The sequence below is a fragment of the Streptococcus mitis genome, assembly GCF_001579045.1.
In the GTDB taxonomy this organism is placed as follows: Bacteria; Bacillota; Bacilli; order Lactobacillales; family Streptococcaceae; genus Streptococcus; species Streptococcus mitis_D.
In genome coordinates this window covers 202,946-227,139 of the sequence record NZ_KQ970261.1, presented here as the reverse complement: position 1 = coordinate 227,139, position 24,194 = coordinate 202,946, and the positions used below count along the sequence as shown (strand labels likewise).

Annotated in this window: 26 protein-coding genes; 20 read left to right on the top strand and 6 right to left on the bottom strand. The window is 38.7% G+C overall.

The features are described 5' to 3' along the window. Positions 1-8 precede the first annotated feature (8 nt). From SMIDD28_RS01095 to SMIDD28_RS01070, 8 genes are all read left to right on the top strand, one after another. The gene (locus tag SMIDD28_RS01095; protein ID WP_061424051.1) at positions 9-986 is read left to right on the top strand and encodes a PspC-like choline-binding domain-containing protein; all 978 of its coding nucleotides are present in this window, start codon (positions 9-11) and stop codon (positions 984-986) included. 51 nt (positions 987-1,037) lie between these two features. After that, positions 1,038-1,286 carry a hypothetical protein gene (locus SMIDD28_RS11980; RefSeq protein WP_231075101.1) on the top strand — a complete coding sequence of 83 codons (249 nt, stop codon included), beginning with the start codon at positions 1,038-1,040 and terminating at the stop codon, positions 1,284-1,286. Positions 1,287-1,387: 101 nt separating this feature from the next. Next, a complete protein-coding gene (locus SMIDD28_RS11975; RefSeq protein WP_231075099.1) occupies positions 1,388-1,570 on the top strand; it encodes a hypothetical protein in 183 nt (60 codons plus the stop codon). Between the two features lie 192 nt (positions 1,571-1,762). After that, a complete protein-coding gene (locus SMIDD28_RS01085; RefSeq protein WP_061424050.1) occupies positions 1,763-2,179 on the top strand; it encodes a hypothetical protein in 417 nt (138 codons plus the stop codon). 84 nt (positions 2,180-2,263) lie between these two features. Further along, positions 2,264-2,872 carry a hypothetical protein gene (locus SMIDD28_RS11970; protein ID WP_231075097.1) on the top strand — a complete coding sequence of 203 codons (609 nt, stop codon included), beginning with the start codon at positions 2,264-2,266 and terminating at the stop codon, positions 2,870-2,872. Positions 2,873-2,883: 11 nt separating this feature from the next. Beyond that, entirely contained in the window at positions 2,884-3,189 is a 306-nt protein-coding gene (locus SMIDD28_RS11965) for a hypothetical protein (protein ID WP_231075096.1), read from the top strand. A 129-nt stretch (positions 3,190-3,318) separates the two neighbouring features. Further along, entirely contained in the window at positions 3,319-6,081 is a 2,763-nt protein-coding gene (locus tag SMIDD28_RS01075; RefSeq protein WP_061424048.1) for an AAA family ATPase, read from the top strand. A 16-nt stretch (positions 6,082-6,097) separates the two neighbouring features. Beyond that, positions 6,098-7,300, top strand: a complete 1,203-nt coding sequence (locus tag SMIDD28_RS01070; RefSeq protein ID WP_231075094.1) for a hypothetical protein — start codon at positions 6,098-6,100, stop codon at positions 7,298-7,300. Positions 7,301-7,507: 207 nt separating this feature from the next. On the opposite strand, the gene SMIDD28_RS01065 is transcribed toward SMIDD28_RS01070, so the two are convergent. Then, entirely contained in the window at positions 7,508-8,416 is a 909-nt protein-coding gene (locus tag SMIDD28_RS01065; RefSeq protein WP_001222592.1) for a LysR family transcriptional regulator, read from the bottom strand. 63 nt (positions 8,417-8,479) lie between these two features. Here SMIDD28_RS01065 and SMIDD28_RS01060 point away from each other — a divergent pair, with 63 nt between their 5' ends. Together SMIDD28_RS01060 and SMIDD28_RS01055 are read left to right on the top strand one after the other, a co-directional pair. Beyond that, positions 8,480-8,749, top strand: coding sequence for a YqgQ family protein (locus SMIDD28_RS01060; protein WP_061424044.1), 270 nt, complete (start codon positions 8,480-8,482; stop codon positions 8,747-8,749). Continuing rightward, on the top strand, positions 8,749-9,132 hold the full coding sequence (locus SMIDD28_RS01055; RefSeq protein ID WP_061424042.1) for a rhodanese-like domain-containing protein: 384 nt from the start codon (positions 8,749-8,751) through the stop codon (positions 9,130-9,132). The genes SMIDD28_RS01060 and SMIDD28_RS01055 overlap by 1 nt, the downstream gene beginning before the upstream one ends. A 33-nt stretch (positions 9,133-9,165) precedes the next feature. Here the strand turns inward: SMIDD28_RS01055 and SMIDD28_RS01050 are convergent, their stop codons facing one another. Further along, positions 9,166-9,891: a 16S rRNA pseudouridine(516) synthase gene (locus SMIDD28_RS01050; RefSeq protein WP_061424040.1), complete on the bottom strand. Its 726-nt coding sequence runs from the start codon at positions 9,889-9,891 to the stop codon at positions 9,166-9,168. A gap of 161 nt (positions 9,892-10,052) precedes the next feature. On the opposite strand from SMIDD28_RS01050, the gene typA reads away from it, so the two are divergent. From typA to pyrE, 10 genes are all read left to right on the top strand, one after another. Next, a complete protein-coding gene (gene typA / locus SMIDD28_RS01045) occupies positions 10,053-11,894 on the top strand; it encodes a translational GTPase TypA (protein ID WP_000164108.1) in 1,842 nt (613 codons plus the stop codon). A gap of 19 nt (positions 11,895-11,913) precedes the next feature. Then, positions 11,914-12,168 carry a DUF3165 family protein gene (locus tag SMIDD28_RS01040; protein ID WP_050306033.1) on the top strand — a complete coding sequence of 85 codons (255 nt, stop codon included), beginning with the start codon at positions 11,914-11,916 and terminating at the stop codon, positions 12,166-12,168. A 522-nt stretch (positions 12,169-12,690) separates the two neighbouring features. Further along, complete coding sequence (locus SMIDD28_RS01035; RefSeq protein WP_061424038.1) at positions 12,691-14,712, top strand: bacteriocin-associated integral membrane family protein; 2,022 nt, start codon at positions 12,691-12,693, stop codon at positions 14,710-14,712. Between the two features lies 1 nt (position 14,713). Continuing rightward, on the top strand, positions 14,714-15,355 hold the full coding sequence (locus SMIDD28_RS01030; protein WP_061424036.1) for an ABC transporter ATP-binding protein: 642 nt from the start codon (positions 14,714-14,716) through the stop codon (positions 15,353-15,355). A 20-nt stretch (positions 15,356-15,375) separates the two neighbouring features. Beyond that, on the top strand, positions 15,376-15,615 hold the full coding sequence (locus SMIDD28_RS11960; protein WP_081103194.1) for a hypothetical protein: 240 nt from the start codon (positions 15,376-15,378) through the stop codon (positions 15,613-15,615). Then, complete coding sequence (murD, locus tag SMIDD28_RS01020) at positions 15,612-16,964, top strand: UDP-N-acetylmuramoyl-L-alanine--D-glutamate ligase (RefSeq protein ID WP_061424034.1); 1,353 nt, start codon at positions 15,612-15,614, stop codon at positions 16,962-16,964. Before SMIDD28_RS11960 ends, murD begins: the two co-directional genes overlap by 4 nt. A 1-nt stretch (position 16,965) precedes the next feature. Further along, the gene (locus SMIDD28_RS01015; RefSeq protein WP_061424033.1) at positions 16,966-18,024 is read left to right on the top strand and encodes a UDP-N-acetylglucosamine--N-acetylmuramyl-(pentapeptide) pyrophosphoryl-undecaprenol N-acetylglucosamine transferase; all 1,059 of its coding nucleotides are present in this window, start codon (positions 16,966-16,968) and stop codon (positions 18,022-18,024) included. Between the two features lie 9 nt (positions 18,025-18,033). Continuing rightward, positions 18,034-19,278, top strand: coding sequence for a cell division protein FtsQ/DivIB (locus tag SMIDD28_RS01010; RefSeq protein ID WP_061424032.1), 1,245 nt, complete (start codon positions 18,034-18,036; stop codon positions 19,276-19,278). Between the two features lie 357 nt (positions 19,279-19,635). Further along, positions 19,636-20,337: an orotidine-5'-phosphate decarboxylase gene (gene pyrF, locus SMIDD28_RS01005; RefSeq protein ID WP_061424030.1), complete on the top strand. Its 702-nt coding sequence runs from the start codon at positions 19,636-19,638 to the stop codon at positions 20,335-20,337. A 32-nt stretch (positions 20,338-20,369) separates the two neighbouring features. Beyond that, positions 20,370-21,002, top strand: a complete 633-nt coding sequence (gene pyrE, locus SMIDD28_RS01000; RefSeq protein ID WP_061424027.1) for an orotate phosphoribosyltransferase — start codon at positions 20,370-20,372, stop codon at positions 21,000-21,002. Between the two features lie 167 nt (positions 21,003-21,169). Here the strand turns inward: pyrE and SMIDD28_RS00995 are convergent, their stop codons facing one another. The 4 genes from SMIDD28_RS00995 to SMIDD28_RS00980 are packed head-to-tail and all read right to left on the bottom strand — an operon-like array spanning position 21,170 to position 24,124. Further along, positions 21,170-22,036, bottom strand: coding sequence for a cysteine ABC transporter substrate-binding protein (locus SMIDD28_RS00995; RefSeq protein ID WP_020900138.1), 867 nt, complete (start codon positions 22,034-22,036; stop codon positions 21,170-21,172). Positions 22,037-22,047: 11 nt separating this feature from the next. Further along, positions 22,048-22,806, bottom strand: coding sequence for an amino acid ABC transporter ATP-binding protein (locus SMIDD28_RS00990; protein ID WP_060627880.1), 759 nt, complete (start codon positions 22,804-22,806; stop codon positions 22,048-22,050). Continuing rightward, a complete protein-coding gene (locus SMIDD28_RS00985; protein WP_061424025.1) occupies positions 22,807-23,484 on the bottom strand; it encodes an amino acid ABC transporter permease in 678 nt (225 codons plus the stop codon). Next, the gene (locus tag SMIDD28_RS00980) at positions 23,444-24,124 is read right to left on the bottom strand and encodes an amino acid ABC transporter permease (protein ID WP_061424023.1); all 681 of its coding nucleotides are present in this window, start codon (positions 24,122-24,124) and stop codon (positions 23,444-23,446) included. The genes SMIDD28_RS00985 and SMIDD28_RS00980 overlap by 41 nt, the downstream gene beginning before the upstream one ends. Between the last annotated feature and the right edge of the window lie 70 nt (positions 24,125-24,194).

The window sequence follows — 24,194 nt, the reverse complement described above, 5'->3', positions numbered from 1 at the left end:
ATGAAATCATGAAAAATAAAAAAATATTAGTTAGTTCTTTATTAGCAGGTTCGTTGTTATCAGTGGGTCTTATGGCTTCTAAACCGACAGAGGTTCATGCCTTAACAGATATGAGTGTTAAGGATACTCAAAATCCCTTGAAAATCACCTTGATACCCACTACTGGGAACCCGTTTTATTCAGCAAGTGTGCTGGTAGATATTCAAAGAAATTCTTCTACTAATGATAAAACATCATTGTATTACGATCTAGTTAATGAAGATACAGGAGCTATTGTAGCTAGTTATTACTTTAATAGTTTTGGGAATCAAACTAGAAGTCAAGAACATGTTTGGTTACTATATGCTGAAGATGGAAGATATCATATTGATGTTTATAGTCAAGATGACTTTGGAAAACGATATTTTGGTCGGTCAGAAGTCTTTAAAGTATCAAACAAAGAATATGTACCTATAAAAAATTCAGAAACACCAAAAGCTACTGAAACTCCAAAACAAACCACTAACTCTAACTCAGGTCAGACTGGCTGGTCAGGTTCTTCTTACTACAAAGCTGGTGTGAAAGTAGTCAATCAATGGATTTTTGATGTTCAGTACAATTCATACTTCTACCTAAATGCTTCAGGTAACTTTGTTCAAAATGCTTGGTCTGGAAGTTACTACCTCAAGTCAGGCGGCTACATGGCTAAGAGCGAGTGGATTTATGACAATAACTATCAATCATACTATTACTTGACAGCAGAGGGTAGCTATGCACGTAATGCTTGGGCTGGAAGTTACTACCTCAAATCAGATGGTAAAATGGCTAAGAGTGAGTGGATCTATGATAATAGTTACCAATCATACTATTACCTAACATCAGAAGGAAGCTATGCTCGCAATACATGGGTAGGTGACTACTACCTCAAGTCAAATGGTAAGATGGCAGTCAACGAACGTACACCAGATGGCTACCAAGTAGATGGCTCAGGCAAGTGGATGAAATAAGAAAATAAATCTATAGTGTAGATAAAACTTATTTTAAACTGGGAGAAAATAATGGAAAAACATGAAAACCAAACGAATGAAGAAGTGACTGTAGAAAAAGTCGAAGAGACTACGGAAAGAATGGAAGAATCAATTCATGAAGTAGTGACAGAGAAGCCTAATAGAGTAGAAGCAATCAAAAAAGAGGTATCAAGTTTTGTAGATAAAGCTGGAAAACAAATCGAAAATCTAGATATGGATGGTTCGATTGAAAAAATTAAAAATTATTTGAAACAAAACCTCTACAATCTATCGGAATAAGCCTAGCTATCTTTCTTGTTCTGTTCTTTGGAGTTCGTAAATTAACCAGTGATCCATTAGATGGAACTTATGAAATTTTAACAAAACGTGATCATTTAGTCATGGTTATTAAAGGAAATTCTGGGACCGTCATCTCTGAAGATTCAGACGGAGACAAAGAAAAAAGACTAGTGAAAATTGATAAAAAAAAGAAAGAATTGACAATCACAGACACTAAAGGAAGAGATTTAGGAAAAACAAAATATATGTTAAAAGATAAGGAACTTGCCAGATCAAACCTTTAACCGAGTAAAATAGACTACACGTTAAAAGCTTACCTCAGTACCTTATACTCAATGAAAATCAAAGAGCAAACTAGGAAGCTAGCAGCAGGCTGTACTTGAGTACGGCAAGGCGACGCTGACGTAGTTTGAATTTGATTTTCGAAGAGTATTAAAAGTTACTGGGGTAGGAAATTGTATATAGGGAGAATATGAATGAAATTTAAAAAATTAATAACTCTAGCCAGCTTGGTTGGCCTAATTACTTTCTTATTGCCTGTTGTTTCATCAGGTAATCAATCACTAGCTCCGGTAAGTGAGTACGTAGTTGATTATCTAAATGCGCCTTCCCGATTTATGGTATTTATTGTTTGGTACGGTGCATTTGTAATCACTTTATTATTATCTTTATTTATAGTAAATAGAAGAGTGATAGCAATTATTCAGTCACTTGTCATTATTTTATTAAGTGCATTTAGTTTGTTTATTCATTTTACATTCTTGAATGAAATAGTTGGTAGATCACAATTAGGTTACGGAGCTATTCTATATTTTATCTGTGTTTTGATAAATATTTTTGCGGCGATTATGATTATAAAAGGTGATAGGACTACTAGTAAACAGATTCATTAAATAACTTTCTTTCAGTTGTAGTTGGGATGGATGTACTAGTAGAAATTCTGCATTATATAGTGATAAGAAAGGTTTTAGGTTAAAATGAAAAAAATTTTATTTCGCTTTCCATTTTGGTATTATTTAAATCCAATTAATTTTTTAGGTGTAGGTGTAATAGGTGCTATCACCTATTACAATACTGTAAAATTCTTTTCAGAAATTGCTGAGTATGAAAAATTCCACGTTACTCATTCGCAAAGTCAATTTTCTGTAATGTTGAATATTGTGTTAACTATAATTTTGGCAATTATCAATATTCTATTGTATCCGTATGTATTTTCTTACATTTTTAAGGTAGTCTCAAATATTATCCCAAAAGGATTTTTCTTCAGTTTAATGTTTAAGCAAATAGGTGCAGCCTATAGAGAAGAAATGGATAAAGGGGATATTTATTTACATCATAGAATCTATTATGATTATCGTGGATATCCTACATCCATTGAACCAGTATATGATAGAGCAATTGATCGTGCACTTGACGCACTTGGTAATATGTTTGCTATCCAGTTTGGAATTAGGGTTGTATGTATTAGTCTTGGGATAGTAGCTTTATTTGCATCATGGTATTTTACCATCTTTTATGGTTGGATTTTTGCTATTAAATATAATCGTCAACATCCTCCAAAAAAAAGAGTCAAAATGAATCAGTAAAAATGCCTTCAATGCAAAAAGTAAATTCAGTTCCTGAAGTACAGGGGAGTGAATTGGACTCTGAAAGTCCAATATCGAGTGTTCATAGAAGTCAAGAAATGTCTTCGCAAAAAAGAAAAGTGTCTGATTTATTAACTCAAGAAAGGGTAGAAAAGGCTGGGAATATTTTGGAAAAAATGCTATCAATCTTACTTAGAATTAGTATTGGATTTTTCAAAGTTTTAGGAAAAGTTTTATTCTCTACTTTTAAAGTTACTGGGCAAATTTTTAGAGGTATTGAGCATTCTGTGGAAGATTCAATCAGAAGAATGTTTTAGTCAGTTAAATAAAAACTTAAATATTGCATAAAATTGATAGATAGATTAATAAATGATAAAATCTAAATGAAATGATATCTATAAGTCATTTTATTTAGATTTTTCATGGTTTAGAAAGATAATAGAAAAATGACAACATATAGAGTAGGAACAAGTTTTAGTTCATGGTCTTTTGGAGATGCTTATTCGAAGGCTAAAGATGGGGATATTCTTGCATTTGAAGAAGGTTTTATGCTTGAACTACCAGCAGGAAGACATTATAAGATAGAAAAAAGTATCAAAATAGTTGGACAAATTTCTGGGACCGAAGGTGGAGGAACGCTTTATCACAATACTATAGCAGCGACTCTGAGAATTATGAACGGCGTTACAGTTCAGTTTGAAAATATTTGGTTTCAAGTAGATGACCACCGTTTTGCTCTAGTGATAAAGGGTAATTCAACTGTCGTTCTAAATACTGTATACTTTAATGAACAATTAGAAAATAAACAATTTTTCATATTGGTTGAAGGTAAGTCGAAATTGTCAATCGAAAATGCAGGCAATCAATTATATAATTGTTCTTACAGTACAACATCAATTAAAGTTAGTAATTCTAGCTTAGAGCTAAAGCGTGCAGAGTTAAATATAAAATTGAATGCAGATAAGGGCTCATCTATTCAAATTGAAGATACAGTGATGGAGAATTGGGTTTCTAATATATTAAATATAAAAGATTCATCAGTAACTTCCATAAATACTGCCTTAAAAGGGGGGAACGCTGAACAAGGTTACCCCGCTGTTTTTTTAAGCCGTTCGACTGCAAAATTACAAAATACAGAAGTCACTCAACCGTTGTATCAAGCAGCTGTTTTTTTAAAAAATAGCTCTAGTCTTGAATCAACTGGAGATTCTTTGACATCAATAAGGGCAATTAGTAGTCGAGTCTGTATAGAGAAAACGGTCATTAGGGAATCTCTTATGTTAGAATCAAATTCATTTTGTAGAGTTAGTGACTATGTTGATATCAAAGGGGAGAACGAGGAGAAAGTTGATATTTATTGTGGATCTTCTGTCTTAATAGCAAATACAATAAAATTAAATCGTAATATTACCCCAAATATTCGACTTTCAGATAGTTCATACCTAATTGCAGATACTATTCTTAAAGAATTTGAAGATACGAATGGTATAATATGGGATATTTCAGATGATAGCTGTAAAATTTTGAATGAAGAGAGTACAAATTCAGAACTACAAGAGGAAATCAGTGAGACTATCGAACGCAATTATGAGGAAGAATTGTATAGCTTGATTGGTTTAAATAATGTAAAAAAAGAAGTTCAAAAATTACTAAGAACAGTCGAATTCAATCAAAAAAGATTATCAGAAGGCCTTCCAATTCAAGAACAATCTCTACATTCTGTTTTTACAGGAAATCCTGGTACAGGGAAGACAACAGTAGCAAGATTGTTAGGTAGAGTTCTATTTGACAGAGGTGTCCTCCCAGGAGATGAATTTAAATTTATTGAGGTTTCTGAGTCGGATCTTATTGCAACTCATATTGGTGAGACAGCAGTACAAACGCAAGCAATATTGGAAAAGGCTAAAGGTGGTATTCTTTTTATTGATGAAGCATATACTTTAAATAAAGGAAAATCATCTCAACATAATTTTGGATTAGAAGCTATAAACACGATTCTAAAGTATATGGAAGATTACCGCAATGAAATTATGATTATATTTGCGGGGTACACTAAAGAAATGGAACAGTTTTTTGAAACAAATCCTGGATTAAAGTCGCGTGTACCAAATATATTCTTCTTTGAGGACTATTCTGGTGATGAAATTGTCGAAATGGGATTGAAAAATCTTCAGAAATCTTCGTATCAACTTGAAGACGAAGCTTATTATGCTATGAGAGTCAAGCAGGCCTATAGTCGCTCGTTAGATCATAGTAATGGACGATGGATTCGTAATTTTAATGAACACTTAATGAGAGCTTTAGCCAATCGTGTTGTTGAGACGCAGGTTGATGACTATGTGACAATTATCAATGAAGATATAGATGATGTCCTTCTTCAAGGCACCCAACAACCAGAAGAAAATCAAAAAGATGCTTTGGAACAATTACAAAACTTGATAGGAATAGAGAAAGTTAAAAAACAGGTTGAACAATTTATTTCATTAGCAGAGCTGAATAAGAAGAGAGAAGAACAAGGTGCTGCTGTGAGCGAGTTCTCACTACATTCGTTATTCTTGGGAAATCCAGGGACTGGTAAAACCACTGTAGCGCGTATCGTAGGAAAAATTCTGTATCAAAAGGGAATTATTCCTCAAAATAAATTCATAGAGGTATCTCGTAGTGATTTAGTAGCTGGGTATGTAGGGCAAACGGCTATCAAGACGCAGGAAGTATTGAAATCTGCTTTAGGAGGAGTTTTGTTCATTGATGAAGCATACACGCTATCAAATTCTAATGAAGATCGATTTGGTAAAGAAGCAATTGATGAGATTCTTAAATTTATGGAAGATCATAGAAGAGATATTGTCATTATTTTTGCTGGATATACAAAGGAAATGGAAGAGTTTCTCTCAGTAAATTCAGGACTACCAAGCCGAATTCCAAACACTTTTGATTTTGAAGATTATACAGCGGATGAAATTATTCAAATTGGTTTATTAGGATTAAAAAATCAAGGATACTTTATTGATGTGGACTATTATACTCAAACTATTGAATCTTTGTATAACAAAATCAATGATTGTAGTAATGGTCGCTGGATTAGAAATATCAATGAAAAAATCATTAAGAATTTATCAATTAGAGTATCACGTGATAACGTGACTGATTTATCGACAATAGATAAAGTCGATATTGAGAGAATGATGCTAGAATATGAGAGATTATAAAAATATGGAGAATCGTTTGAAATTACTAAATAAACTAATGGTGGTGCTTTCTTTTATAATAGGCTTATTTTCACTAGTGAATTCAGCCCAAGCTGACAGCACTGACTACAACCAACTATTGCCACAAATTACTGAGAAGTGGGAGAGCAAAAATTTATCGGACAAAGTTAGATACCAAATAGGTTATGCGCTAGTCGATATTGATAAAAATGGGACAGATGAGTTATTAATTGGTCGCTCTTATGATAGAAATTGGAGTTTGTATGCGGTCTATTATTTAAATGATCACACACCAACAAAACTGATTGAAAGTACCTCAGAGGTTCAAAGCATAGGTCGAACATCTATTAGCCTTTTTGGTGATGGAAGTGTTGCTATCAGTGAATGGACTTCAGGTTCTGGACAAGGAGTAACAAAACTTTATCAACTCTCAAAAGAGAACAAAGAAGCGGAGCTTGTTCAAAATGTCGAATTTGATATGAAGGAAAAAGAGGGATTTGGTATTGATTTTTCTGGAAAGTCAAAAATAGACACCTCAACTATTGAATATACTTCTCTAAATCTCCCAATCATCGGAGATAATATGGATCCGAATCCTCCTATGCCTAAGTCTCTTGTCGATGCCAAAATTGGAGATGAAATTCCTCTCCCATCCGAATTAGTAGGTACTTGGATTAATAAAGAACCTAATAATGGTACTAGACCTGGTAGAGCTTCATCACTCATTTTAGGAGAAGATGGAAGCTACACTGGAACCTTTAAAGATGGAGATATTAGAGGAAAATTATCTCGACTGAAAAAAGTGAGTGATAATGGATTTATTGTCTTAAAAGAGAACAATGACGGAGAAGCTTTCTTTTTTAGTGTAGGTTTAGGAGCAGTTTTGTCTCCTGGTGAGCGAATTGATTTTGGGATGGTATTGGAAGGACGGAATTTATATAATGCGTCATGGTTAGTCAAAGAAGGAGAGGAAGACTATTCTAAGCCCACCATGCTCGCAACTTTTGTAAATCCAAATTATGGTCCTAAGAAAATAGAGAAAAAAGCAGAACAAGACGTGGCGAAACAAGGTGATACGGTGGCAGAATCAACTCAAGAAACTAGTGAGGAGACAAAGACAGAAGACAACCTATTTGAAAACATTCCAGTATTTGGACTGGTTGTGGGAGCTGGACTTGTCCTTGTTTTAATCCTTGCTATATTTTTGTTTAAAAAATAAGATTTTATAAAATACTCTTGATTTATTATAGAAAAAACCTCAAGAACTAGGGTTGAAAACTGGTTCTTGAGGTTTTTAGGTTATTCGATTTAGAGTGATTCTCATACTCAATGAAAATCAAAGAGCAAACTAGGAAGCTAGCCGCAGGCTGTACTTGAGTACGGTGAGGCGACGCTGACGTGGTTTGAATTTGATTTTCGAAGAGTATCAACTATCAAACTGGACTTCTTCTAGGAGATAGTCGATAAAGCGTTCGCCCATCTTAGATAGGCTGGTTTTCTCATGCTGGATATAGACCAGTTCAATTGGATCATCAATATCCAGTGGGATAGAAACGATATTGTCTCCGTTGAGATTGCTGTTCAAAATCCCTGTCGCAATGGTATAACCGTCCAGACCAATCAAGAGATTAAAGAGGGTAGCACGGTCGCTGACTACGATGGATTTCTTGTGGTGTTCTTGGGAAAGAATCTCTTCTGAAAAGTAGAAGGAGTTGTGCGTCCCTTGGTCATAGCTGAGATAAGGGAAGTTTTCTAAATCAGATAGTTTGACCTTGTCTTTTTTTGCCAGAGGATTGGTCTTACTGACAAAGATATGCGGTTGGGCGGTAAAGAGATGATGAGCCAGCAGGTGATTGTCATCCAGCATTTTTGTTAAAACATCACGGTTGTAGCTGTTCAAAAAGAGAACACCGACCTCACTGCGGAAGTTCTTGACGTCGTCGATAATCTCCCAAGTACGAGTTTCACGAAGGAAAAGCTCGTATTTCTCCATATCGCTTTTCTTGAGCAGAGAGACGAAAGCGTTTACCACAAAGGCATAGTGTTGAGACGAAACGCTAAAGAGTTCACGGTGGGCGACAGGATTTTTATAGCGTTCCTCCAGAAGCTGGGTCTGCTCGACAACCTGACGGGCATAAGAGAGAAACTCCATCCCATCACGGGTCAAGGTGATTCCCTTAGGATTACGAATAAAGATTTCAATGCCCATTTCATTTTCCAAATCTCTCACAGCATTGGAAAGACTCGGCTGAGTGATAAAGAGTTGCTTGGCTGCCTCATTCATGGAGCCAGTTTCGACGATTTTGATAATATAGTGTAATTGTTGAATTCTCATGTTTTTATTGTACCACACTTGCGTCAGAATCGCCAAAGAAGATAGGAAAATCAGGAGCATTGTGTGAGTCTCTTCTTGAAAAAAACACAAAATTTTGCTAAAATGAGTCTTATGAAAACATTCTATGATGTGCAGCAATTCCTCAAACGATTTGGTATTATTGTTTACATGGGAAAACGCTTATATGATATTGAACTGATGAAGTTGGAGCTCTCTCGAATTTACGATGCAGGGTTGATGGACAAATTAGACTATCTGGAAGCGGAAGCGGTTCTTCGCAGAGAGCACAAGGTAGAATTGGATTATATTGAGAAAAATGGAGAAAAGAACTAATGGTTACTTGGATTTTGTGGGCACTTATACTAGCAATGTTGGCGTGGATGGGCTTTAACTATCTTCGTATTCGCCGTGCGGCTAAAATCATAGATAATGAAGAATTTGAAGCCTTGATTCGTACGGGTCAATTGATTGATTTGCGTGACCCAGCAGAATTCCACAGAAAACATATCCTTGGGGCCCGCAATATTCCTTCAAGTCAGTTGAAGACTAGTCTTGCAGCCCTTCGTAAGGATAAACCTGTCCTTCTTTACGAAAACCAACGTGCGCAACGTGTGACAAATGCAGCCCTTTACTTGAAAAAACAAGGTTTTTCTGAGATTTATATCCTTTCTTATGGCTTGGATTCTTGGAAAGGGAAAGTCAAAGTTGAGAAATAAGAAAACGAGCTTGGATGTTTCCGAGCTCATTTTTTAACCACTTTTTCTGAGAAATTCACGAATGCTTGTCAGCTCTTTTGAGTTGAGGGGGCGATAGTCTCCCTCTTGAAGATTATCATCCAAACTCCAAGTGCCAAATTGGGTGCGTTTGAGGGAGGTTACCTTGACACCAACTGAGAGGAACATTTTTTTTACCTGATGAAATTTCCCTTCTGAGATAGTGATGGAGGCTTGACTGAGGGAAGGACTTGCAGATAGAATCTCTAGTCTTGCAGGTTTACAGACAGTACCATCTAAAAAGACAATTCCTTTTTGAAATGCTTGGATATGGTCAGGTGTTAGAAGTCCATTAACTTCAACTTGATAAGTTTTATCGACATGATATTGGGGATGGAGGAGCTGAAAGCCCAAGGGACCGTTGTCAGTCAAGAGGAGGAGTCCTGTCGTATCACGGTCCAGTCGGCCGACGGCATAGAGCTTGTCAGACTGGATGTCAGGCGGAAGGAGGTCCATGACGGTCGGAAGTTCCCTGTCTTTGTTGGCTGTAACGAAACCAGCAGGCTTATGAAGCATCAGATAGGTGTGCTCATAGCCTTGAATGATTCGGCCCCGAAAGAGGAGTTCTTGTAGTCCTGTATCGATATTTTGGGCTAGGGAGCGGGCTGGGCAACCATCGACGAGAATATCCCCTTTGAGTAAGGCTTGCTTCATGGCCTTTCGGCTAACTTTTTCTTGGGCTAATAAATTATCTAAACGCATACTGTGCCTATCTTATCATAAGTCGCTTGCTTTGAAAAGGCTTGACGTGAAAAGAAAAGCAGAGTGAAAACATTTACACTTGCTTGAATTATGTTATTTACCTGAAATTATGGTATAATCGTTCAGTTAGAAAATAAATTTTGAATATTATAGAGGAAATCATGACAAAATTAAGAGAAGATATCCGTAACATTGCGATTATCGCCCACGTTGACCACGGTAAAACAACCCTCGTTGATGAATTATTGAAACAATCAGAAACGCTTGATGCACGTACTGAATTGGCTGAGCGTGCTATGGACTCAAACGATATCGAAAAAGAGCGTGGAATTACCATCCTTGCTAAAAATACAGCCGTTGCCTACAACGGAACTCGTATCAACATCATGGACACACCAGGACACGCGGACTTCGGTGGAGAAGTTGAGCGTATCATGAAAATGGTTGACGGTGTTGTTTTGGTCGTAGATGCCTACGAAGGAACAATGCCACAGACTCGTTTCGTATTGAAAAAAGCCTTGGAACAAGACCTTGTGCCAATCGTGGTTGTTAACAAAATCGATAAACCATCAGCTCGTCCAGCAGAAGTAGTGGACGAAGTCTTGGAACTTTTCATCGAGCTTGGTGCAGATGACGACCAGCTTGACTTCCCAGTGGTGTATGCTTCAGCTATCAACGGAACTTCTTCATTGTCAGATGATCCAGCTGACCAAGAAGCTACTATGGCACCAATCTTTGACACAATTATCGACCATATCCCAGCTCCAGTAGACAACTCAGATGAGCCTTTGCAGTTCCAAGTGTCACTTTTGGACTACAATGACTTCGTTGGTCGTATCGGTATCGGTCGTGTCTTCCGTGGTACAGTTAAGGTTGGGGACCAAGTTACCCTTTCTAAACTTGACGGCACAACTAAAAACTTCCGTGTTACAAAACTCTTCGGTTTCTTTGGTTTGGAACGTCGTGAAATCCAAGAAGCTAAAGCGGGTGACTTGATTGCCGTTTCTGGTATGGAAGATATCTTTGTCGGTGAAACCATCACTCCGACAGACGCAATTGAAGCTCTTCCAATCCTACACATCGATGAGCCAACTCTTCAAATGACTTTCTTGGTCAACAACTCACCATTTGCTGGTAAAGAAGGTAAATGGGTGACTTCTCGTAAGGTGGAAGAACGCTTGCAGGCCGAATTACAAACAGACGTTTCCCTTCGTGTTGACCCAACTGATTCACCAGATAAGTGGACTGTTTCAGGACGTGGAGAATTGCACTTGTCAATCCTTATCGAAACAATGCGTCGTGAGGGATATGAACTTCAAGTATCTCGTCCAGAGGTTATCGTAAAAGAAATCGATGGTGTTAAATGCGAACCATTTGAACGTGTTCAAATCGACACTCCAGAAGAATACCAAGGGTCTGTTATCCAAAGCCTTTCTGAACGTAAGGGTGAAATGTTGGATATGATTTCAACTGGTAATGGTCAAACTCGTTTGGTCTTCCTTGTTCCAGCGCGTGGTTTGATTGGATACTCAACTGAGTTCTTGTCAATGACTCGTGGTTACGGTATCATGAACCATACCTTTGACCAATACTTACCATTGATTCCAGGTGAAATTGGTGGTCGTCACCGTGGTGCCCTTGTTTCTATCGATGCTGGTAAGGCTACAACTTACTCAATCATGTCTATCGAGGAACGTGGTACAATCTTTGTCAACCCAGGTACTGAGGTTTACGAAGGAATGATCATCGGTGAAAACTCTCGAGAGAACGACTTGACAGTTAACATCACGAAGGCGAAACAAATGACCAACGTCCGTTCAGCTACTAAGGACCAAACAGCTGTTATCAAGACACCTCGTATCTTGACCCTTGAAGAGTCTCTTGAGTTCTTGAACGACGATGAGTACATGGAAGTAACGCCTGAGTCTATCCGTTTGCGTAAACAAATCCTTAACAAGGCAGAGCGTGAGAAAGCTAACAAGAAGAAAAAATCAGCTGAATAAGAGCTAGAAAGAGAGAAAGATGGTTTATTTAGTCCTAGGAATTTTATTGCTTCTACTCTATGTATTTGCGACACCAGAAAGCATTAAAGGGACAGTCAATATCGTCGCTATGGTATGTATTTTAGTGGCACTCTTGGTTTTGTTGGCTCTATCTTTTCTGAAAATCTTTCAATTACCAACAGAAATATTCCTAGCAATAGCCATGTTAATCCTAGCTTACTTTAGTGTGAGAGACATCACACTTATGCCAGTCAAAAAAGGTAAAAGAAGATAAAAAAGAGAGTTTTGGCTCTCTTTTTTTGGTAGGAATTTTACAATAGTTTGAATTGTTTTTTTACTATAACATCATCTCTTTTGCTTGGATAATATGAATGGGAAAAACTGGAATAAAATTCGTTAATGACATCTATTTTTAAGGGAACTATAAAATTCTATTACTAATAATATTTTGGTAAAATATGTTGACAGATTATATAGAAAGTGATATACTTAAGTTATAAGAAATCGTTTTCAAAACGAGGAAGGATTAAATTTATACTCAATGAAAATCAAAGAGCAAACTAGGAAACTAGCCGCAGGTTGCTCAAAGCACTGCTTTGAGGTTGTAGATAAGACTGACGAAGTCAGTCACATATATAATCCAAGGCGACGTTGACGCGGTTTGAAGAGATTTTTGAAGAGTATTGTTGTCTTGGTGCTCAGGGTGTAATGGATTAAACTAGGAAAATAATTCTAAGAATTTATAAAATGTAAAATTTCTTTCTATAGAGTTATTCTCTTATACAAGGAGTCTACTATGAAGAAACTATTCATATTATTATCAACTTTTTTTCTCAGCTTCTTCCTTGCTTGGATTATTGTCTTACGTGCGCCACAATATTTATATGCAAGCTATGATTCCGTCTCCTTACTTCGTGTCAAAAAGGATACTCAGGAACCGACGCGTGAGGTATTTGAAAAGGAATTAGAGAATTTTGTAAACTCAGAACAGAGTTTAATAGCTAGAAGAATCGTAGAGCCGAGTAAGGATGGGACGACTCACTTTACTTATGCAACTTATGGTCAGGGAACTTTACCAAAAGAATTCCAAGAAGCTAGCCAAGAAAGTCGTGAACGTAGTGATCCGCTAAATAGTTATCTCCTTTTGTCAGGCTCCTTGACGAAAGAAAAGCTAGCCGATAAATTAGGAGATTTGGGTTATAAAGCAATTCCTGACCGAAAGACACCGCCCTATTCTCTTGCTTTTAGGATGTTACTAATTCCCCTTATTTTAATTAGTTTAGCAATATTTGGCTTATCTTTCTTTGCTTTAGTGATTATTACTCGGATTAAGGAAATGAGAGCAGCAGGTATAAAACTCTTTTCTGGTCAGACTCTCTTATCCATCATGGGGCATTCTTTATCTACTGATATCAAATGGCTCCTTCTATCAGCCCTCCTTTCCTTCCTAGGTGGGGGAGTCGTTCTTTTTAGTCAAGGTTTGTTTTATCCTATCTTGTTAGCCACCTATGGTTTTGGGATTAGTTTCTATCTGTTGTTTTTATTGGCGATTTCAATTTTACTAATGCTCCTTTATCTAATGAGTTTGAGTTATAAAGCATTAGTTCCCGTTATTAAGGGAAGATTACCCCTTAAACGCTTGATGGCTTTAACCCTATTGTGTCAGTTAGTAGCTGTTTTTACAGTAGGCTACGCTGTTAAGACAGGTTTGACGTCTTACCAACGATTGAAAGAACTTGAAATTTCAAAACAAGCATGGAAGGATAGAGCAGATTATTATCAAATTTCTTTTGGTTTAGGTGATAGAGGAAAAGATACAGAAAATCTGAATAAGTGGTATGAATTTTCCAAAGAAGCAGTTGAAAAAGAACAGGCTCTATTTGTAAAAGATAATCTCATTCATTTTGCAAATCCTCAAGGAAAAAATGAACAGGGAGAGACACTGGATACCTATAGTCCAGATGCTAATGTTCTCTATGTCAGTCCAAGTTATTTAGACAAGGAAAATGTGGCTGTAAATGGTGAGACTAGACAGAAACTAGCCCATCTTCAAAAAGGTGAATTTGGACTCTTATTACCAGAATTTCTTCGTTCACAGGAAGCAGAACTTAAGAAAGTTTTTGAAGAACGTTTGAACTATTACGGAAAATCAAACGAGGATAAAGACGCTCCTTTAGAGTATGAAATGAGAGCGATTGTTAGCTATCTTCCAACAGGAGAAAAACGATTTGTTTATAATAACGGTGAAAGTCCAGTATCTATTCAGTACTTAACCGATCCGATTTTAGTTGTATTTACTCCAACATCTACAGGTGATAGTATCATTTCTAAATCTAGTTGGTCTATCAATGCTGGAAAACAACTCTTTATCAAAGGATATGAGAGTGGGCTAGCTCTCTTGAAGGAAGCTGGAATTTATGAGCAAGTATCCTATCTTAAAGAAGGAAGAAGTGTTTATTTAACTCGTTATAATGAAGTTCAAACTGAAACAGCAACTTTAATCTTAGGAGCTATTGTTGGGATAGCTAGTTCCTTGTTACTCTTTTATTCTGTCAATCTTCTATATTTCGAGCAATTCCGCCGAGATATCTTGATTAAACGAATTTCAGGTTTACGATTTTTTGAAACACATGCTCAGTATATGGTTAGCCAATTTGCCAGTTTTGTATTTGGTGCTAGTTTCTTTATTTTAAGCAGTCGAGACTTGGTGATTGGCTTGCTCACTTTATTAGTCTTTCTAGCTAGTGCAGTTTTGACGCTTTACCGTCAAGCTCATAAAGAATCTCGTGTTTCTATGACAATTATGAAAGGAAAATAGGATGATTGAACTAAAGAATATATCTAAAAAATTTGGAAGCCGTCAGCTATTTTCAGATACGAATCTTCATTTTGAAGGTGGGAAAATTTATGCCTTAATCGGTACAAGTGGCTGCGGTAAGACAACACTCTTGAATATGATTGGACGATTAGAGCCATATGACAAAGGGCAAATCATCTATGATGGCACCTCTCTTAAAGACATCAAGCCTTCTGTTTTCTTTAGAGATTACTTGGGATACTTATTTCAAGATTTTGGCTTAATTGAAAGCCAAACCGTCAAAGAGAATCTCAATCTGGGTTTAGTTGGTAAAAAGTTGAAGGAAAAAGAGAAAATCTCTTTGATGAAACAAGCTCTAAACCGTGTAAACCTCTCTTATTTGGATTTGAAGCAACCTATATTTGAATTATCAGGAGGAGAAGCACAACGTGTTGCATTAGCGAAGATAATTTTAAAGGATCCACCTTTGATTCTTGCAGATGAACCAACCGCTTCCTTAGACCCCAAAAACTCTGAGGAATTACTTTCTATCCTAGAATCTCTAAAAAATCCGAATCGAACTATTATTATTGCGACCCACAATCCTCTGATTTGGGAACAAGTGGACCAAGTTATTCGAGTTACCGATTTAGCACATAGATGATATGGCAAGATTCATACTCAATGAAAATCAAAAAGCAAACTAGGAAGCTAGCCGCAGGCTGCTCAAAGCACTGCTTTGAGGTTGTAGATGAAACTGACGAAGTCAGTAACCATATATACGGCAAGGCGAAGCTGACGTGGTTTGAATTTGATTTTCGAAGAGTATCAGTTAGAAGAAAGAGTCACAAACACACTTTGTGGCTTTTTTATTTCCATAAAAATGGTAAAATAGTAAGAGTAGAAATGGAGTTCGAGACATGAAAGTAATAGATCAATTTAAAAATAAGAAAGTCCTAGTTTTAGGTTTGGCCAAGTCTGGTGAATCTGCAGCTCGTTTGTTGGACAAGCTAGGTGCCATTGTGACAGTAAATGACGGAAAACCATTTGAGGACAATCCAGCTGCGCAAAGTTTGCTGGAAGAAGGGATCAAGGTCATTACAGGTGGCCATCCTTTGGAACTCTTGGATGAAGAGTTTGCCCTTATGGTGAAAAATCCAGGTATTCCCTACAGCAATCCCATGATTGAAAAGGCTTTGGCAAAGGGAATTCCAGTCTTGACTGAGGTAGAATTGGCTTACTTGATTTCTGAAGCACCGATTGTTGGTATCACAGGATCAAATGGTAAAACAACCACAACGACCATGATTGGGGAAGTTTTGACTGCTGCTGGACAACATGGTCTCTTATCAGGAAATATCGGCTATCCAGCTAGTCAAGTGGCCCAAACTGCGACAGATAAGGATACGCTTGTCATGGAACTTTCTTCTTTCCAACTGATGGGTGTTCAAGAATTCCATCCTGAGATTGCGGTTATTACCAACCTCATGCCAACTCATATCGATTATCATGGTTCATTTGAGGAATATGTAGCAGCCAAGTGGAATATCCAGAACAAGATGACAGCGGCTGATTTCCTTGTCTTGAACTTTAACCAAGACTTGGCAAAAGAACTGGCTAGCAAAACACAAGCTACTGTTGTACCATTCTCAACACAGGAAAAGGTTGATGGAGCTTATTTGGAAGATGGTCAGCTCTACTTCCGTGGGGAAGTGGTCATGGCAGCGAATGAAATCGGAGTTCCAGGTAGCCACAATGTGGAAAATGCCCTTGCGACGATTGCCGTAGCCAAGCTTCGTGGTGTGGATAACCAGATCATCAAAGAAACTCTTTCAGCATTTGGTGGTGTCAAACACCGTCTCCAATTTGTGGATGAAATCAAGGGTGTCAAATTCTATAATGATAGCAAGTCAACCAATATCTTGGCTACTCAAAAAGCCTTGTCAGGATTTGACAATAGCAAGGTCATTTTGATTGCAGGTGGTTTGGACCGTGGCAATGAGTTTGACGAATTGGTTCCAGACATTACTGGACTCAAGAAGATGGTCATCCTGGGTCAGTCTGCAGAACGTGTCAAACGGGCTGCAGATAAGGCTGGTGTGGCCTATGTGGATGCGACTGATATTGCAGATGCGACTCGCAAGGCCTACGAGCTTGCGACTCAAGGAGACGTGGTTCTTCTTAGTCCAGCCAATGCCAGCTGGGATATGTATGCTAACTTTGAAGTACGTGGCGACCTCTTTATCGACACAGTAGCGGAGTTAAAGGAATAATATGAAAAAAATTGTCTTTACAGGTGGGGGGACGGTTGGACACGTGACCCTCAACCTTTTGTTAATGCCCAAGTTCATCGAAGATGGCTGGGAAGTCCACTATATTGGGGACAAGCGTGGTATCGAACACCAAGAAATCCTCAAGTCGGGTCTAGATGTCACCTTCCATTCCATTGCGACTGGAAAATTGCGTCGCTATTTCTCTTGGCAAAATATGCTGGATGTCTTCAAAGTTGGTTGGGGAATTGTCCAATCGCTCTTTATCATGTTACGACTTCGTCCACAGGCTCTTTTTTCAAAGGGAGGCTTTGTCTCAGTACCGCCTGTTATCGCAGCGCGTGTATTAGGAGTGCCTGTCTTTATTCACGAATCTGACCTATCTATGGGCTTGGCCAATAAAATCGCCTATAAATTTGCGACGAAGATGTATTCAACCTTTGAACAAGCTTCAAGTTTGTCTAAGGTCGAGCATGTGGGAGCAGTGACAAAGGTTTCAGACCAAAAAACTCCAGAACCAGATGAATTGGTGGGTATTCAAACCCACTTTAATCCTAAATTGCCAACTGTATTGTTTGTCGGTGGTTCTGCAGGCGCTCGTGTCTTTAACCAATTGGTGACAGACCATAAGAAAGAACTGACAGAGCGCTACAATATTATCAATCTAACTGGAGATTCTAGCCTGAATGAGTTGAGCCAAAATCTCTTTCGTGTTGACTATGTGACCAATCTCTATCAACCCTTGATGGAATTGGCTGATATTGTTGTGACACGTGGTGGTGCCAATACGATTTTTGAGCTCTTGGCCATGGCAAAATTACATGTTATTGTGCCGCTTGGTCGTGAAGCTAGTCGTGGAGACCAGATTGAAAATGCAGCCTACTTTGTTAAGAAAGGCTATGCAGAAGAGCTTCAAGAAAGCGATTTGACCTTGGATAGTTTGGAAGAGAAGCTGTCTCACTTACTAAGCCACAAGGAAGATTACCAAGCTAAGATGAAGGCTTCTAAGGAATTGAAATCTCTAGCAGATTTTTATCAATTATTGAAAAAAGATTTATCATAAGGAAAGTAAATGTCAAAAGATAAGAAAAATGAGGGCAAAGAAATCCTCGAAGAATTGAAAGAGTTATCAGAATGGCAGAAACGAAACCAAGAATATTTAAAAAAGAAGGCTGAAGAAGAGGCAGCCCTAGCTGAGGAGAAGGAAAAGGAAAGACAAGCTCGAATGGCTTCAAAATCTGAAGATTCAGATGAAACTGAAGACCAAGAGAGTGAATCTGACCCAAAGGACCCAGAATCAGCTAAGGAAGAGTCTGAGGAAAAAGTAGAAGAGTCAGAAGACGTCAAAAAAGAAGTATCCAAAGAGGAATCAAAATCTACAGAGAAGGAGAACCAGGATAAAAAGCTTGCTAAAAAGGCTACAAAGGAAAAACCAGCCAAAGCAAAGATTCCTGGCCTCCATATCTTACGAGCTCTAACGATTTTATTTCCAAGTCTGCTTTTATTGATTGTCTCTGCCTACCTACTCAGTCCTTATGCGACCATGAAGGATATTCATGTTGAGGGAACGGTACAAACTACGGCTGATGATATTCGACAGGCTTCAGGCATTCAGGATTCGGATTATACGATTAACCTTCTGCTAGATAAGGCAAAATATGAAGAGCAGATTAAGTCTAATTATTGGGTTGAATCAGCTCAGCTTGTTTATCAATTTCCAACCAAGTTTACTATCAAGGTTAAAGAATACGATATTGTTGCCTACTATGTTTCTGGTGAAAATCATTATCCTATTCTTTCCAGCGGTCAGCTTGAGACCAGTGCGGTGAGTTTGGTCAGTCTGCCAGAAACTTATATATCAGTTCTCTTTAATGATAGTGAACAAATCAAGGCTTTTGTCTCAGAACTTTCTCAAATTAGCCCCGAACTCAAATCTGCTATCCAAAAGGTGGAACTAGCCCCAAGCAAGGTGACTTCCGATTTAATTCGATTGACCATGAATGATTCGGATGAAGTCTTGGTTCCCTTGTCTGAAATGAGCAAGAAATTGCCTTACTACAGTAAGATTAAGCCTCAATTGTCAGAACCGAGTGTGGTCGACATGGAAGCTGGAATCTATAGCTACACTGTAGCGGATAAATTAATTATGGAGGCTGAGGAAAAAGCCAAACAAGAGGCTAAGGAAACTGAGAAGAAACAGAAAGAGGAAGAGAAGAAAAGGCTAGAAGAACAGCAGAATAAATTGGAAGAAGAGAAGAAAAAATTGGAGGAAGAAAGCAATCGAAACCAAACAAGTCAGCGTTCATCGCGCCGCTAGGCTTGATATTTTCTCTCATAGTTCTTTAGTGACCATGGTAAGTGTCTAGAGTTTTGAGAAATGTAGAAAGCATATAAGTATATGCCAATCCTTTCGTGTATCTGCATTTATTTATATGGAGTTTGAAGTTTCTCAAAAATCGCGACACATACGTGACCATGTTTTTACTTGACAAGTGCTAGTAGAAATAATAGAATAGAAAAAAACCTTTAAAGCAGTCCAGAGAGGCAGCTAAGGTTAGACGGTGAAAGGGTGGAGACTACCCATTTTTCGTGGAACCTTGCTGTTGGCAGGTTCCTTTTTTTGTGGCTTCTGTTGGCCAGACTCTCTCACTAGCAAAGGTAAAAGGAGAAACCTATGCGAGAACATCGTCCAGTCATTGCTCTTGATTTTCCTAGTTTTGAGGCGGTCAAGGAATTTTTAGCTCTTTTCCCAGCAGAAGAAAGCCTTTATCTCAAGGTAGGGATGGAGCTTTATTACGCAACGGGTCCTGAGATTGTGTTTTACTTGAAAGGTCTGGGTCACAGTGTCTTTTTGGATCTCAAACTTCATGATATTCCCAATACAGTCAAATCAGCTATGAAGGTCTTGTCTCAGCTTGGTGTGGATATGACTAATGTTCATGCAGCTGGTGGTGTAGAGATGATGAAGGCGGCGCGTGAAGGTCTGGGGACACAAGCCAAATTGATTGCTGTCACTCAGCTCACATCAACCTCGGAAGCTCAGATGCAGGATTTTCAAAATATCCAAACCAGCCTGCAAGAGTCTGTGATACATTATGCCAAGAAGACAGCCGAAGCGGGATTAGATGGTGTTGTTTGTTCGGCTCAGGAAGTGCAAGTCATCAAACAGGCTACCAATCCAGAGTTTATCTGTCTGACACCGGGCATTCGTCCTGCAGGTGCTGCAGTGGGAGATCAAAAACGCGTTATGACACCTGCTGATGCCTATCAAATCGGTAGTGACTATATTGTAGTGGGACGTCCCATTACCCAAGCTGAGGATCCTGTTGCAGCTTATTATGCCATCAAGGATGAATGGACACAGGACTGGAATTAAAGAATATATTAGAAAAATAAAAGGAGAATACCATGACAATTGCTAAAGATATCGCTAGCCACCTATTGAAAATTCAAGCCGTTTACCTCAAACCAGAGGAACCTTTCACTTGGGCATCTGGTATCAAGTCACCCATTTACACTGATAATCGTGTGACACTAGCCTATCCAGAAACTCGTACTCTAATTGAAAATGGCTTTGTGGAAGCTATTAAAGAAGCCTTTCCAGAGGTAGAAGTCATTGCAGGAACTGCAACAGCAGGAATTCCACACGGAGCTATCATTGCTGATAAGATGAACTTGCCATTTGCCTATATCCGTAGCAAACCAAAAGACCACGGAGCTGGTAACCAAATCGAAGGCCGGGTAGCTCAAGGTCAAAAAATGGTAGTGGTTGAAGATCTTATTTCAACAGGTGGTTCTGTTCTTGAAGCTGTAGCAGCTGCTAAACGGGAAGGAGCAGATGTGCTTGGAGTTGTAGCGATTTTCAGTTACCAATTGCCAAAAGCAGATAAGAACTTCTCAGATGCAGGTGTCAAACTTGTGACGCTTTCTAACTACAGTGAATTGATTCATCTAGCCCAAGAAGAAGGCTATATCACACCAGAAGGACTCGATCTTCTAAAACGCTTTAAAGAAGACCAAGAAAATTGGCAAAATGCTTAAAACATAGAAAATCAGGTAGTCACTAGGATTGCCTGATTTCTTTTTGTGATGTTATTGTATCTTATACTCAATGAAAATCAAAAAGCAAACTAGCCGCAGGTTGCTCAAAGCACGGCTTTGAGGTTGTAGATAAAGCTGACGTGGTTTGAAGAGATTTTCGAAGAGTATTAGTCAACTTTTCCACCTTCAACAACTAGATCATCTGCTTTAGCAGCGTCACCGTAGGTTGGGTGAAGTGTTTTTTCATAGGCCTTGTGGAAGAAGTTTTCTTTGCCTAATTTTTCAATATCTTTATTGATGAAGTCTAGCAATTCTTGGTTACCTTTTTGAACTGCTGCTGCGATGGTATCTGGATCACCGAGGGAAGTAATTCCTACTTCAAATCCTTTATTTTCAAGCGCCCAAGCTAGAACTTCCGTATTGTCAGTAGAGAAGGCATCTCCACGTCCGTCAAGAAGAGCTTGGTAAGAGTCACTGTATTGGTCGTATTTTTGGAGTTTGATTTCTGGATGATTCTTTTCAAAATAAGTCTCAGCAGTCGTTCCTTTTGTGACAATTAAGGTTTTACCTTCAAGTTGTTTGACGTCTGTAATGAGACCGGTCTTAGGTGATACGACACCAAGAGAAACTTTCATATATGGAAGGGCAAAATCAACTTGTTTCTTGCGTTCGTCAGTTACTGTAAAGTTGGCAAGGGTAATATCCACCTTGTTTGAAATCAAGTATTCAGCACGGTTGGCAGCATCGACTGAAACGTATTTAACCTTGACACCAAGGTCTTGCGCTAATTGGTTCCCAAGTTCAATATCGTAACCTTGGTAAGAACCGTCATTGTCAACGTAACCAAACGGTTTCTTGTCCCCAAATACGGCGATTCGTAGTTCACCGCTTTTTTTGATTTCATCAATTGTGCGGGCCTTGGCAGTGGTTTTACCAGATGATGAACCAGCATTTCCACCTGAGCTACAAGCTGTGACAAAGATAAGGGCAAAGGCAAGTGCCAAAACAGTTAAGAGTGGTTTGAATAGTTTCATAAGAATCTCCTTTATAGATATGAGCCAAATTGGCTAAAGTCAAAGACGTTTAAAAATTCCTGGGCTCGTTTGGTCTGTGGATTTGTAAAGAAGGCTTGAGCCGTTCCTTCTTCAGCGATTTTCCCTTGGTCTAGGAAGATAATGCGGTCTGCAATGGCTTGGGCAAACTGCATTTCGTGGGTTACTAAAATCATGGTGCGACCTTCTTGGGCCAAATCATTGATAAGTTCCAGCACCTCACGCACCATTTCTGGATCCAGCGAAGCCGTCACTTCGTCAAAAAGGATGATTTCTGGATGCATGAGCAGGGCACGGACAATTGCAACCCGTTGCTTCTGTCCACCAGATAATTGACGCGCGAAGCTATGTTGTTTATCTAGCAAACCAACACGTTCCAATAGTTGTAGAGCTTCTTCAGTTACTTCCTTCTTGTCGCGTCCCTGAGCCTTGATAGGGCCTAGGATGAGGTTTTGTAGGACATCCAGATGGGGAAAGAGTTCATAACTTTGAAAGACCATGCCAATCTTTTGACGAACTAGATGAAAATCTTTTTTATTTTCAACGATAGACTGACCGTCCAGAAGAATATCTCCACCTTGAATACTTTCTAAGCCATTGAGGCAACGAAGGAGAGTACTTTTCCCACAACCAGATGGCCCCAGAATAACCACAACTTCCCCTTTATTGATTTGTAGGGATAGACCTTGGAGGATGGGATTGTCTCCGAAGGATTTTTTGAGTTCCTTGATTTCTAAAATAGTTTCAGACATTTAGTTCCTCCAATGTTTTTCTAGGTGAGTGGATAGTTTGGAAATAGGAAAGCAGACTGCAAAATATAAGACCAGAATGGTTCCATAAATCCAAAAGGAAGCAGTTGGGATGGTCAAGCGATTGCTATCGATGATTTGTTGTCCAACCTTGGTCACTTCAACTACCCCAATCAAGACAACCAAGGAAGTGGTTTTGATCATCCGAGTGACAAGATTGATGGCTTGTGGAAGTAATCTTCTCAAGACTTGTGGGATGATGATGTGGTAGTAAAGTTGAACATTGGTCAAGCCGAGTGCCTGTCCACTTTCAAACTGATGTTTAGGAAGGGAAGTGATGGCTCCACGGACCAAGTCTCCCATTTCAGCTGTTCCCCAGAGGGTGAAAACGATAATAGCAGAAGTCTCACCTGAGATATTGATATTAAAGTTTCGAGCCAAGCCGAAATAAACGATGAAGAGTAGCACTAGTTGGGGCATGATACGGATAAATTCCAGATACAATCGTGTTAAAAATCGTACGATTCTAGAATGGGAGGTCATGATGATTCCCATGACTGTTCCGAATATCATGGATAAGAGGACAGACAGGATGGATATCCCAATCGTAATACCCAGTCCCTGTATGATTCTCAGGAGATTATTTCCCTGAAAGAGCACTTGGATTCCCGAATCCTGCATGGCGGAGCCTCCTTTCTATCCAACTAAAGATCAGTGAGATGGGTAGCAGCATGATCAGATAAGCAACTACCAACATAGCTAGCGCAATGTCTGTCTCATAATAGAGCCCAATCAAGTCCTTGGCGACGTACATGAGGTCTGCCAAAGCTACTGCTGAGAAAACAGAGGTTTCCTTGATGAGGAAAATGACATTGGCACTAAAAGATGGTAGAGCAACAGCTGTTGCTTGCGGAAGGACCACATAGCGAAAGACCTGTAGAGGTGTCAGACCGATAGCAAGGCCAATCTCATGCTGGGTTTGACTGACGGCTTCCAACCCGCTTCGGAAAGATTCTGCCATATAGGAGCCTCCTAAAAAGACCAGTCCTAAAGTGGCACAGACTTCTGAAGATAGGACAATCCCTACTCTAGGAAGTCCGAAGTAGAGAAAGAAGAGTTGAATCAAAAGGGGCGTATTGCGTGACAATTCAATATAGGCTGTCGCTACTTGCGCCAAAACAGGGATGCGGTAATGCCGGATGATACTAACGATTAAGCCGAGCAGAAAGGATCCCAGAATACCCCAAACTGCAATATGCAAGGTTAGAAAGAATGCCTTTTGATATAGTGGTAGATATTGTTCAACAATGGACCAATCCAAAAATAGAACCTCCTATCTAGAAATAATACAGTTATTGTAGCACTTAAAATCTTCTTTGGATAATATCTAT